11 protein-coding genes are annotated in these 11,973 nt (G+C 68.2%); 8 read left to right on the plus strand and 3 right to left on the minus strand.

Annotation, left to right across the window (positions count from 1 at the left end):
• Window positions 1-308: 308 nt before the first annotated feature.
• Window positions 309-1,238: a 16S rRNA (cytidine(1402)-2'-O)-methyltransferase gene (gene rsmI, locus OG552_RS13900; RefSeq protein WP_329132725.1), complete on the minus strand. Its 930-nt coding sequence runs from the start codon at window positions 1,236-1,238 to the stop codon at window positions 309-311.
• A 217-nt stretch (window positions 1,239-1,455) separates the two neighbouring features.
• Between rsmI and OG552_RS13905 the strand changes: the two genes are divergently transcribed.
• From OG552_RS13905 to OG552_RS13940, 8 genes are all read left to right on the plus strand, one after another.
• On the plus strand, window positions 1,456-3,180 hold the full coding sequence (locus tag OG552_RS13905) for a dolichyl-phosphate-mannose--protein mannosyltransferase (protein ID WP_329132727.1): 1,725 nt from the start codon (window positions 1,456-1,458) through the stop codon (window positions 3,178-3,180).
• A gap of 510 nt (window positions 3,181-3,690) precedes the next feature.
• A complete protein-coding gene (locus OG552_RS13910; protein ID WP_329132729.1) occupies window positions 3,691-4,689 on the plus strand; it encodes a hypothetical protein in 999 nt (332 codons plus the stop codon).
• A gap of 17 nt (window positions 4,690-4,706) precedes the next feature.
• A complete protein-coding gene (locus tag OG552_RS13915; RefSeq protein WP_329132731.1) occupies window positions 4,707-4,880 on the plus strand; it encodes a hypothetical protein in 174 nt (57 codons plus the stop codon).
• A gap of 69 nt (window positions 4,881-4,949) precedes the next feature.
• On the plus strand, window positions 4,950-5,849 hold the full coding sequence (locus OG552_RS13920) for a radical SAM protein (protein ID WP_329132733.1): 900 nt from the start codon (window positions 4,950-4,952) through the stop codon (window positions 5,847-5,849).
• An 87-nt stretch (window positions 5,850-5,936) separates the two neighbouring features.
• The gene (locus OG552_RS13925; RefSeq protein ID WP_329132735.1) at window positions 5,937-6,722 is read left to right on the plus strand and encodes a GNAT family N-acetyltransferase; all 786 of its coding nucleotides are present in this window, start codon (window positions 5,937-5,939) and stop codon (window positions 6,720-6,722) included.
• Window positions 6,723-6,869: 147 nt separating this feature from the next.
• On the plus strand, window positions 6,870-7,046 hold the full coding sequence (locus OG552_RS13930) for a hypothetical protein (RefSeq protein WP_329132737.1): 177 nt from the start codon (window positions 6,870-6,872) through the stop codon (window positions 7,044-7,046).
• Between the two features lie 114 nt (window positions 7,047-7,160).
• Entirely contained in the window at window positions 7,161-8,801 is a 1,641-nt protein-coding gene (locus tag OG552_RS13935; RefSeq protein WP_329132739.1) for a penicillin-binding transpeptidase domain-containing protein, read from the plus strand.
• Window positions 8,802-9,033: 232 nt separating this feature from the next.
• A complete protein-coding gene (locus OG552_RS13940) occupies window positions 9,034-9,879 on the plus strand; it encodes a DMT family transporter (protein ID WP_329132741.1) in 846 nt (281 codons plus the stop codon).
• Between the two features lie 84 nt (window positions 9,880-9,963).
• Here the strand turns inward: OG552_RS13940 and OG552_RS13945 are convergent, their stop codons facing one another.
• Both OG552_RS13945 and OG552_RS13950 read right to left on the minus strand, forming a co-directional pair.
• Window positions 9,964-10,758 carry an SDR family NAD(P)-dependent oxidoreductase gene (locus tag OG552_RS13945; protein ID WP_329132743.1) on the minus strand — a complete coding sequence of 265 codons (795 nt, stop codon included), beginning with the start codon at window positions 10,756-10,758 and terminating at the stop codon, window positions 9,964-9,966.
• A 4-nt stretch (window positions 10,759-10,762) separates the two neighbouring features.
• Window positions 10,763-11,950 (minus strand): serine hydrolase domain-containing protein, encoded by a 1,188-nt coding sequence (locus OG552_RS13950; protein WP_329132745.1) that lies wholly within the window; start codon window positions 11,948-11,950, stop codon window positions 10,763-10,765.
• Window positions 11,951-11,973 lie beyond the last annotated feature (23 nt).

Raw genomic sequence — 11,973 nt, forward strand, 5'->3', positions numbered from 1 at the left:
CGAGGACAGCGTCACCGTGCGCCCTCATACCTCGTCCGATCCGCCGAGGGCGGCATCACCGTGCGCCGTGCGGGCGATCGGCCCACCGGGCACGACTCGTCGCAGCCGGCCGGCCCGCAGGATCCGCGCCCGGCGCTGCGGGCGGTTCCGTCCGGGCCGGTGCGGCCCATCCGGGCTCCGGCCGACGGGTCACGCACCCGGGACCGGTCGGCCGCGCGTTGACCGACAGGTCCCGGGTGCGGAAGCAGCCTCCCGCGTGCCAGCCGGGGCCCCCGTGTGCGGAGGGGCGGGGGGCCAGGGCCCCGGCGCTAGCCGGCCGCGCCAGAGCCCGGGCCCCCCGCGCCCGGCCCGGCCGCCCCCGGGCCCTCCGTCCCCGCCGGAGGCCGACCGTGCTTGGCCGCCACCACCGCGTCGAAGACCTCCCGCTTCGGCAGCCCCGCCTCCGCCGCGACCGCCGCGATCGCCTCCTTGCGCCGCTCGCCGGCCGCCTCCCGTACCGCCACCCGGGCCACCAGGTCGGCCGGCGAGAGCTGGGACGGGCCCGGCTCGGGCGCGCCCTCGACCACCACGGTGATCTCGCCGCGCACCCCCTCGGCGGCCCAGGCGGCCAGTTCCTTCAGCGGCCCCCGCTTCACTTCCTCGTACGTCTTGGTCAGCTCCCGGCAGACCGCGGCCCGCCGCTCACCGCCGAAGACCTCGGCCATCGCGGCCAGCGTGTCGTCGATGCGGTGCGGGGCCTCGAAGTACACCAGCGTCCGCCGGTCCGCGGCCACCTCCCGCAGCCGCGCCAGCCGCTCCCCTGCCTTGCGGGGCAGGAAGCCCTCGAAGCAGAAGCGGTCCACCGGCAGCCCAGAGACCGCCAGCGCGGTCAGCACCGCCGACGGCCCCGGCACCGCGGTCACCGTGATGCCCCGTTCGACGGCCGCGGCCACCAGCCGGTACCCGGGGTCGGAGACCGACGGCATCCCGGCGTCCGTCACCAGCACCACCCGGGCGCCGCCGGCCAGCGCCTCCACCAGCTCCGGGGTCCGCCCGGCCTCGTTCCCCTCGAAGTAGGAGACCACCCGGCCGCCCACCTCGATGCCGAGCGCCTGCGTCAGACGCCGCAGCCGCCGGGTGTCCTCCGCGGCCACCACATCCGCGCCCGCGAGTTCCACCCCCAGCCGCGGCGGCGCGTCCGCGGGGTCGCCGATCGGGGTTCCGGCCAGTACGAGGACGCCTGCGGGTGAGCTGTTCACGGTTCATTTTCCCATCCGCGCGCCGCCCGCCCCGACGTCCACCGGGTCGGCGCCCCGAGCCCGCCCCCAAAGTCACCCCGAGTCACCCCCGCGTCCGCCCCGCTTCCCCTCCGCTTCCCGCCGCACCGGGGACCCCCTTACCGCCAGATACCGGACATAACCGTACGGGGATCCCCGCACACATCGCTTTCTCAGGGGGTTTCCCTACGATGGGCCGGTGACGAGTGAGACCGCGACGCAGGACCGTGCCGACGAGGACGTTCGGGCGGGGACGGAGCCGAGCCCGTGGGTAAGGCGGCTGCGCAGGTTCGGATATGCCGAGCGGACCCGTACCGACACCCGGGAACGGCTGGTTCCGCCCTTCCCTGAACCGGGAACCCGCATGTGGGAGGCGTTCGGCCTCGGCCCCGCGCTCTCCCACCGGCTCGCCAGGTGGTCGGGCTGGACCGGCCCGCTGCTGATCTCGCTCTTCGCCGGCGTGATCCGCTTCTGGCACCTCGGCAACCCGCGGGAAGTCGTCTTCGACGAGACGTACTACGCCAAGGACGCCTGGTCGCTGCTGAAGCTCGGCTACGAGGGCACCTGGCCCGACGGCAAGGTCTCCAACCCGCAGATCCTGGCCCACCCCCAGGTCATCCCGCTCTCCGACGCCCCCGGCTACGTCGTCCACCCGCCGATGGGCAAGTGGGTCATCGCGGCCGGCGAGTGGATCTACGGCCTGAACCCGTTCGGCTGGCGCTTCATGATGGCGCTGCTCGGCACGCTGTCGGTGCTGATGCTCTGCCGGATCGGGCGCCGGCTCTTCCGGTCCAACACGCTCGGCTGCGTGGCCGGGCTGCTGATGTCGGTCGACGGCCTGCACTACGTGATGAGCCGGATCGCCCTGCTCGACCTTGTCATCATGTTCTTCGCGCTGGCCGCCTTCGGGTGCTTCCTGGTGGACCGGGACTGGGCGCGGGCCCGGCTGGCCCGTGCCCTCCCGGTGGACGACAGCGGCTTCGCCGGGCCCGATCAGCACACCGGGGACCGGGCCGGCATGGGCTGGCGGCCCTGGCGGATCGCCGGCGGCTTCTTCCTCGGCCTGGCCGCGGCGAGCAAGTGGAACGGCCTGTACTTCCTGGCCTTCTTCATGATCATGACGGTCCTCTGGGACGTCGGCTCGCGCCGGCTGGCGGGCGCCCGGCGCCCGCGCCTGGCCGTACTCCGCAAGGACCTGGGCTGGTCGGCGCTCTCGGTCATCGGCACCGCGCTGGTGACGTACCTGGTCACCTGGACCGGCTGGTTCGCCTCCAGCAACGGCTACAACCGCCACTGGGCCGACCACCGCGGCGGGTTCTGGTCCTTCATCCCGGCGCCGCTGCGGAGCCTGTGGAACTACGAGTACCAGGTCTACCAATTCAACGTCGGTCTGCACACGCCCCACCCGTACCAGTCCAACCCGTGGAGCTGGCTGGTCCTGGGCCGCCCGGTCTCGTACTACTTCGAGTCCCCCAAGCTCGGCCAGGACGGCTGCCACGCCACGGCCGGCTGCTCCCGCGAGATCCTCGCGCTGGGCACGCCGCTGCTGTGGTGGTCGGCCTGCTTCGCCCTGGTCTACCTCCTCTACCGCTGGGCGATGCGGCGCGACTGGCGCGCCGGCGCCATCCTCTGCGCCGCCGGCGCGGGCTACCTCCCCTGGTTCCACTACCAGGACCGCACGATCTTCTACTTCTACGCGGTCGCCTTCGTCCCGTACCTCTGCCTGGCGGTGGCGATGATGATCGGCGCTTTCCTGGGCCCATCCACCGCCACCGAAACGCGCCGCATGTGGGGCGCGGTAGGCGCGGGCACCCTCGTCCTGCTCATCATCTGGAACTTCATCTACTTCTTCCCGATCTACACGGGCCAGACGATCCCGTACTCGTCGTGGCAGGCCCGCATGTGGTTCGACTCCTGGATCTAGCCAGGCCGACGCCATAACGAGGGGCCCCGCACAACACAGTGCTCGTGATCAACACACTCGACCGGGCTGAGCGGCCGACTCACCACCCAGACTGATCGTGATTGTCTCGCGCCGACACGTTGCCTCGATGACGCGGCGAAGTCGCCAAGCTCCAGGTAATCCAATCTCTGCTCCGCCCTTCCGCATGCTGGTGGATCACAAATGGATCTACCGGGCGCGCCGAACCGCAGCCAGAACGGTGCACCATCGCCTTCGGGCAAGATCATCGATACCCCTCTGCGCTGAGGCGTCCCCAGCCGGCATGGGCCGACCAGCGATCATGCCGCGCGTGGTCTCCGCCGAGACTTCTGGCAGTAGCCCAAAGCGCCCGCACGTGGCGCACTCATTAGTGGTACGGCTGCGGTTGTGGCCATTCACCTGAGGCGGTCGGTGAAGATCTGGCACGGTAGACAGGACCTTGGTTGACGTGGCGTCAGACAGGGAAACATGACTGTACCGGCTGGGGGGACCATGACAGAGATCAGCGAGGTGCCAGAGGACTTAACTCAACCCGACGGTATGTTCGGGAAGATCTTGAGGGAGTTCGGCCTTCAGTGGACGAATATCGCAGTGCTGTCTGGCGTACTTTTCAGCACTTTCGGGTTAGAAAAGTATATGAATTCTGGCGTCTGGACGATCTCTGCCGTTACTTCTTTCTGCGTCGCCTATTTCTTTCGGCGGCAGATCACCGGGGAATTCCCGAGGGTAGCGATGCTGTCCGGGCTTGCTGCGCTGCTTCTGCTGGGCGGTCCGCTACTCTACTACCTTCACAGGGGTGCGGACATCGGCGATCTGATCGCCGGTCACAGGAATCTCAGCACTACCTATTTGGCCTGCTCGCTGGTCATACCGCTAGCCGTCGCGATCGTGGCGTATCGCCGCCAGGAGCAGGAACTCGGGGGGAGCGTCCCCGTGGTCATCAGGCAGGCCCTCAACGCCGCAGTAATTAGTGCCGCATTTTATCGGGAAAACCAGATTTACATGGTTACCGTTGCATCCATGGGCGACGGGAAGGTTACTCTCCGGACGGCGCTCACGTACACCGTCAGGAATCGGAGAAAAGATCCCCAGCAGTGGTACGGGAGTTTCGTTTCCCCCGCCGCCGAGACCCGATATGTAAGAGTGGCCATAGATGGCAGGGAAATTGACGTAACAGATCCCGACTATCTCTCGCCGCGGGGACTTCGCGTATCGCGGACGATCCAGGGACGCAGCGGGCTGAAGGTGGAGTTCGAGGCCGAGGAAGACTTCCGCGCGAGCGACTCCGAGTTGTTCACCGCTTATGCTCCTACGGATTCTCTGGCCCTGATGGTAGAGAACCCCTATGCCGACTCACTTCGCTTTCATTTTGAAACTCTGTATCCGGTCAAAGCCGATCCCGAGACCGATGGCCAGATTGTATCTTGTCGCATAGACACCGGCTTGCTACCGTTCCAGGGATTCAGACTCCATTGGTCGCCCATCACATGATTGACAGGAGGTGAGAAATGACTGAGACAGAAAGCATCGTAGAAGCGGCAATTTCCCTGCTGGAGAGCAACGGGAGCGCCGCAAACGATGTTGAGCTGCGGACTGCCGAGTGCGTAGTTGACATGTGGAAATCCAGCCTTCCGGTTGTCAGTGCCGCTGAAAGCTCGCTGGTGGCCAATAAGTGCTTCTAGGCGGAAGGCGGCTGCTGGCCGTCGCTGCCCATGGGCAGCAGCCGCCGATCCCAGCATTCAGGAGGCGTCATGAAGCAGCCCTTCAAACTTTGGTTCGAGCTGGAAAGCCGATGCAATCTGCGCTGCCCGTTCTGCTTCAACCATTGGAAGTCGGGAGCCTCCGTGGCGCCTGCCCGCTCCCCGGTCGAAAAACTTAAGAAGAGCATCACAACACTACTTGAGGTTATTGATTGCACTCAGGTGGCACTTTCCGGCGGCGAGCCCTTGCTGAATCCCGAATTACCCGCCTGGGTAGACTTCTTCGCGAGAAAGAACATCCCTAGCATTCTTACCACCAACGGTTTCCTGCTATCACAGGAAAAGGCCACTCTGCTGTCCGGTCTCGGGCTGGGGGCGGTCCAGATCCCCGTGCTGAGCGGGGACCGTGCGCTGCATGACAAGCTCTCCGGCAGACCATGCTGGGAACAGACCATCCGAGCCCTCGTGGCGTCCCGGACCGCCGGCCTGCCCGTTTCGATCGTTTTCGTTGCCACAAGGGAGAACCTGGGCTCGCTTCCCGGCGTTCTGAGTATGGCCAGGACCCTCGGCATCCGCAGAATCATATTCAACCGGTTCATCGCATCCGGAGCCGGTGTGATCAACGCCCCCGCCCTTCAGGTGACAGACGAGGAAGTCGTATCAGCCCTGGAGTCCAGCAAGATCGAGCTGTACGTCGGTGAAGTCGAGATCTCTCTCGGCGTACCGCTCGAACTCAGCCGGCCGTCCCCCATCCTCCGGACGATGCGGCCCAGTGAACACACCGCGCAAATAACCGTAGATGCATCCGGAGCCGTGAAACGCTGCAACCAAGCGGTCAGCTCCCTGAGTCTGGCCACCCCGGGATTGACACGCGCCACGATCCTGGAGGCCCTGGGACAGCCACTAAAAAGTGGAGAATGTTACTGCGCGGACAAAAGATTAGAAAAGTAGTTGTATATCTCCGACAGAAAAGAGTCTGCTGTGCAAAGCTACCTGAGCAGGGCCGCCTACACCAATCTATGGCATATGATCTCGCTTATGGCATCAGTACGGAAGGGCGAGACGCTGTGGAACAATGATTGTTTTTTCTCGAGCGTCCCAGAAGTTAAAGCTGGAGCATTGCAGAACGTCGCCATGCGAGTAAATCCCCAATTGGACCCCAGCGAGTTCGTTGCAGCCGCTGCCCGATTCTTCTGCGATCGCGGAAAGGGATTTTTCCTGTGGACCGAGGACAGCACTGATTCCGATCTGCGGAGAGTCGCCAGAGAAAACCACTTCGCAGAAATCGGGAGCGCCGCCACAGATCCGGTCATGGCACTTTCCGGAAACGTACACAAGATTGCTTTACCAGCGACAGCTGCCGTGGTGCGCATCGAAGATGGTAATTCGAGCAGGAACCGCCTGTTCACTCAGGTCATCGGTTCGGTGTTCGATACTGATCCGCAGATTGCCCTCCGTGTGGTCAATGCATCGGGGTGCGGATCGGACGCCGCCGCGCACGGATACGTACTGCTGTCAGACGGGGTGCCGGTGACATGCGCCGTTGCACTGCAGCGCGAGAATATCCAAGGCATCTATATGGTTGGCACCAGGCCCCAGTACAGAAATATGGGCTTCGGTGCCGCCCTCGTGTCGCATGTCGTCGGGCAACGGAGATTCGGCGACGCTGGAATTTCCGTGCTCGAATCCACGGATATGGCGGCTCCTATGTATGCGCGCATGGGCTTCAAACGAGTCGGCGGCGGTCCTGCATTCATCGCCACCGCCGAACAGGCTGCACAGATCGCAAAGGCTAGGCCCGCGTTAGCTCCTGCACGCCAGTAAACTGCTTACCTCTTCCCAACCGCAACCAGATGCGAATCGCCGGCTAGCATTTTAGGATACGGCTCGGCAAGGCAAATGGTTGTAAGCACAGACTCGGACAGGTCTCCGCCCAGGTCAGGGCTCGCGTGCCGTTCGACAACTGGAAAAATGATCACTCTCTTCTCGATCTACACCGGCCAGACGATCCCGTACAGCAGTTGGCGGGCCCGGATGTGGTTCGACTCCTGGATCTGGCGGGCCGTCAGCGGCGAGGAGTGCGGGCGAAGTCCGTGGCCAGGAGACCGGCCGGCTACGGGGGAAGTCGGCGGGAGCCGTTCCGGTTAAGGCCGACTCAGTACAAACCCGTGCCCTGATCGAGACCTCGGGCGTCACGGGGGTCCCGTAGAGTCCCGAGAGCGCGTTCACTGAACGCGTTCAAGGGGAGGGGAGTGGAGTCCGGTGCCCGTTGCACGGGGAGTCAAGACCGGGATCATCGGCACGGTGGCCGTGGGGATGCTGGCGGTGGCCGGCTTCGGCGCCTACAACATCTACTCGGGGCTGGACAACGGGAGCGACGGCGGAGATGGGGGCGGGACGGCCAACGTCGCCCAGCCGGTGGCCACCCCGGTCAGCGCGCAGGACATCTCCAGCACCGCCACTGATTTCCTCACCGCCTGGTCGTCGGGGGACATCGCGAGTGCCGCCAAGCTGACCGACTCGGTGCAAACGGCGACCGCCGCGCTCACCGCGTACAAGACGCAGGCACACGTCACCTCGGTGCAGATCGTGCCGGGGACGCCGATCCTGGCGAAGGTGCCCTTCACGGTGAACGCGACGCTCAGCTACCCGGGCGTACCGTCGACGCCCTGGTCGTACAGCGGCTCGCTGAGCGTCGGCCGCAACGCGGCGGGCAAGCCGGCCGTGACCTGGGCGCCCTCCGTACTCCACCCGGACCTGCAGGCCGGCGACAAGCTCGTCACCGGCCCGGCCAAGGCACCCGAGGTGGATGTCGTGGACCGGAACGGCAAGGTGCTGGACGCGGCGAAGTACCCGTCGCTCACCCAGATCCTCAAACAGCTCCAGTCGCGGTACGCGGCCACGCTGCACGCCGGAACCCCCGGCATCGAGACGTACATCGAGGGCGCCGACGGCTCCCAGACCAAGACCCTGGACGTGCTGCGCAAGGGCAAGAACGCCCAGTTGAAGACGACGCTGGACGCCGGCATCCAGGCCGCCGCGGAGAAGGCGGTGGCCAAGCAGCCGGACACCGCGGGCGTCAGCGCGCTCGACACCCGTACCGGCGGCATTCTCGCGGTCGCCTTCAACCCGCCGACCGGCACCGACCACGCGCTGCAGGACCCGCAGGCCCCCGGCTCGACCTTCAAGATCGTGACGGCCACCGCGCTCTTCAACGCGGGCCTGAAGCCGAGCACTTCGTCGCCGTGCAAGAGCCCGGACAACGTCAACCAGGGCAAGATGTACACCAACGTCAGCGGCAACAACCCGTCCGCGACGCTGCAATGGGACTTCGAGCAGTCCTGCAACACCGGTTTCATCAAGCAGGTCGACCACATCTCGTCGGGCACCCTCACCACAACCGGGGCGACGTACTTCGGGATCGGCCCCGCCTGGTACGTGGGCACGTCCACCGACGACGGCAGCATCCCCGGCGGTACCGGTGACGAACTGACCTCGGAGATGATCGGCCAGGGCAAGGTCGTGATGACCCCGCTCAACATGGCGTCGGTCTCCGCGACGGTCCGCGAGGGCGTCTTCCACCAGCCGACGATCCTGCAGGACAGCAGCGTCATCGACAAGCGCACCAGCATCGGCACCACTCCGCTGCCGCCGGGCATCAAGCAGAGCCTCCAGCAGATGATGCACGGCACCGTCACGGAGGGCACCGCACGGGGCGCGATGAGCGGCCTGAGCGGCAAGGTCGGCGCGAAGACGGGTTCCGCGGAGGCCGGGAATGTCCAGCCCAACGGCTGGTTCACCGCCTACCGCGACCATGTGTCGGCCGCCGCGGTCGTGCTCCAGGGCGGGCACGGCGGGGACTCCGCCGGGCCGATCGTGGCGGCGGTGCTGGGGGCGTCGTGAGGGCAGCGGGGGACGGAGCCAACTCCCTTGCGGGGGGCGGAGCCGGCTCCCGTACCGGACGTGGCGCACCCCTCGCCCCCGGTACGTGTACGGGGCTGGCCGCGCGTACCTCCGTACGTACCGAATCGCCCGCGCCGAACCCCGGCCCCGCAACTCCCCGCCCCGCAACTCCCCACTCCGCAACCCGCCGCCCCCCAACCCCCGCCCACCGCACCGTGAGCGCGAGCCGGCCTTGACCCCGCTGATCGCCGCCGCCGTCCTGCTCGCCGCCGTCACGCACGCGTCCTGGAACGCCATCGCGCACGGCATCAAGGACCAGCTCATCGCCTTCACCCTGGTCGGTGGCGGCGGCGCACTGTGCGCACTGGCCCTGCTGCCCTTCGCCGCGCTGCCGCACGCGGGCGCCTGGCCGTACCTCCTCAGCTCCGTACTGCTCCACCTCGTCTACCAGTTCCTGCTGATGCGGTCCTTCCGGCTCGGCGACTTCGGCCAGGTCTACCCGGTCGCCCGCGGCATCGCCCCGCTCGCGGTCACCGTGCTGGCCGCGGTCTTCGTCCACGAACGCCCCGACGCCTGGCAGACCGCCGGCGTCCTGGTCGCCTCCGCGGGCCTGGCGGGCGTCGCGCTGTGGGGCATGCGCGGCCGGCGCCCCAACTGGCCCGCGCTGGGCGCCGCCGTCGGCACCGGTCTGTCGATCGCCGCGTACACCGTGGTGGACGGCGTCGGCGTACGCGGCTCCGGTACCTCGCTGGGCTACATCTGCTGGCTGCTGATCCTCCAGGGCGTGGTCATCCCGGTCCTTGCCCTGGCGCTGCGCCGCGGTGAACTCCTTCCGGCGCTGCGGCCGGTGGCCGCCCGCGGGCTGCTCGGCGGGGCGCTCTCGCTGACCGCCTACGGCCTCGTGCTGTGGGCCCAGACCCGCGCCGACCTCGCCCCGGTGGCGGCCCTGCGGGAGACGTCGATCATCGCGGGCGCCGCCATCGCCACCGTCTTCTTCAAGGAACGCTTCGGCCGCCCGCGGCTGGTGGCCGCGGCAGTGGTCGTCGGCGGCATCGGGCTGATGCTGCACACGAGTTGACGCCGGCCGAAGCGGGCCCGCTACCGGCGGCCTGTCGCCGGCGGACCGCTTCTGCGTACTCCTCCGCGGACGGCTTCGGCGCGACTACTCGGCGTCCAGGGCGTCGAGCGCGCTGGTGAACCCGGCGTTGCTCTGCAGGATCCCGCCTTCCACCGGCAGCGTGACCCCGGTGATCCAGGAGGCGTCGGTGGAGGCGAGGAAGGTCACCGCCGCGGCGATGTCGGCCGGTTCGCCGATCCGGCCCAACGGGTAGGAGGCGGCGGCCTGTTCGAGCACCGCCTCACGGCCTTCCCACGCCGGGGTGCGAATCGTGCCCGGGGCAACGCAGTTGACCCGGACGCCGGTGGGCGCCGCGTGCACGGCGAGGGTGCGGGTGAGGGATATCAGGCCGGCTTTCGCCGCGCTGTAGGCATGGTTGCCGAAGTACGAAAGCCCGTTGACCGAGCCGATGTTGACGATCGCCCCGCGCCGTGACGGCGCCTCGGCGAGAAAGGGCAGCGCCGCCCGCGAGCACCGCATCGCGCCGGTCAGCGACACATCGAGGTCGACCCGCCACACCTCGTCGGACTCCTTGGTGAAGTCGTCCTCGTGCCACCCGCAGGAGTACGCGTTGTTGACCAGCACGTCCAGCCCGCCGAAGACACCGGCCGCGTACGAGATCGCCGCGTCGACCGACGTACGGTCGGCGACGTCGCAGCTGTACGGCTCGGCGCGCCCTCCGCTGCTGCGGATCGAGGCGGCCGTCTTCGCCGCCGCCTCCTCGTTGATGTCCGCGATCAGTACCGTCGCGCCCTCGCCTGCGAACCTGCGGGCGGTGGCCTCACCGATCCCGCGCGCCGCACCCGTCACTACCACGCCGTACGTGTCGAAGCGTCCCATCGGGTCAGCCTAGGCACTCCCGGACCGCTCTGACCAGGGCTTGCGCGCGCGGATCGGCGGTGACGTTCTGCTGCAGGCCGTTGGTGACGTACCCGAAGCCGATGCCGGCCGCCGGGTCGGCGAAGGCGAGGCAGCCGCCGCGGCCCGGGTGGCCGAAGGCGCCGGGGCCCGTCAGCGGGGAGGCCGGGCCGTGCAGCATGTAGCCGAGTCCGAAGCGGGTGTTGATCACCAGCACCTGGTCGGGCCCGTCGGACTCCACGGTGCGGGCCGCGGTGAGCGTCGCGGGCGCGAACAGCCGTGGGCCGCCGTCCACTTCACCGATGAGCGCGGCGTAGAAGCGGGCCAGCGAGCGGGCGTCGGCGACGGTGTTGGAGGCGGGCAGTTCGCCGGCCCGGTACGCGGGGGCGTTCTCGTCCGGGGGCGGGGTGATCGCGGCGAAGGCGCGGCTGGTGAGCGAGGCGGGGTCGGCGTAGGCGTCCTTCACGGACTGCTTGGGGCGGGCCCTGAGGGCACCGGACCGCTCCGGTTCCGGTGCGGGCGCGGCGCCGATCCGGCCGACCCGGTGGGCCTGCCCGGCGGGGAGGCCGATCCACAGGCCGAGGCCGAGCGGGCGGGCGATCTCCTCGGCGACGAAGCGGCCCACCGAACGGCCCGACGCGCGGAGCACCAGCTCACCGATCAGCCAGCTGTACGTCTGCGCGTGGTAACCGTGCGCGGCGCCCGGCGGGAAGAACGGCGCCTGCGCGGCGACCGCCCGTGGCCCGGAGATGCCGTCGAGCGCCTGCTCGGGGGTGAGCGGGGTGTCCAGCGCCGGTACGCCCGCCCGGTGCGCGAGCAACTGCCGTACGGTCACCCGCTCCTTGCCGCGCGCCTTGAACTCCGACCAGTACGCACCCACCGGCGCGTCCAGATCGAGCTGACCGCGCTGGTGCAGCAGCAGCAGGCAGGCGGCGGCCACGCCTTTGCCGGCCGAGCGGACCGTCTGCACGGTCTCCCCGGTCCAGGGGGCGTCACCGTCGAAGTCCGCGGCGCCCGCCCACAGGTCCACCACCTTCCGCCCGTGGCGGTAGAGCGTGAATGCCGCTCCCCGGTCGCCGCGGCGGGTGAAGTTGGACGCGAAGGCGGCACGGACCGGCTGCCAGCCGTCCTCCGCCGTCCCGTGGACGGTTACTACGTCCCCGTGGTCGTCCATCAGTGCTGCCTCCTGCCGTACGG

This window comes from Streptomyces sp. NBC_01476 (genome assembly GCF_036227265.1).
In the GTDB taxonomy this organism is placed as follows: Bacteria; Actinomycetota; Actinomycetes; order Streptomycetales; family Streptomycetaceae; genus Actinacidiphila.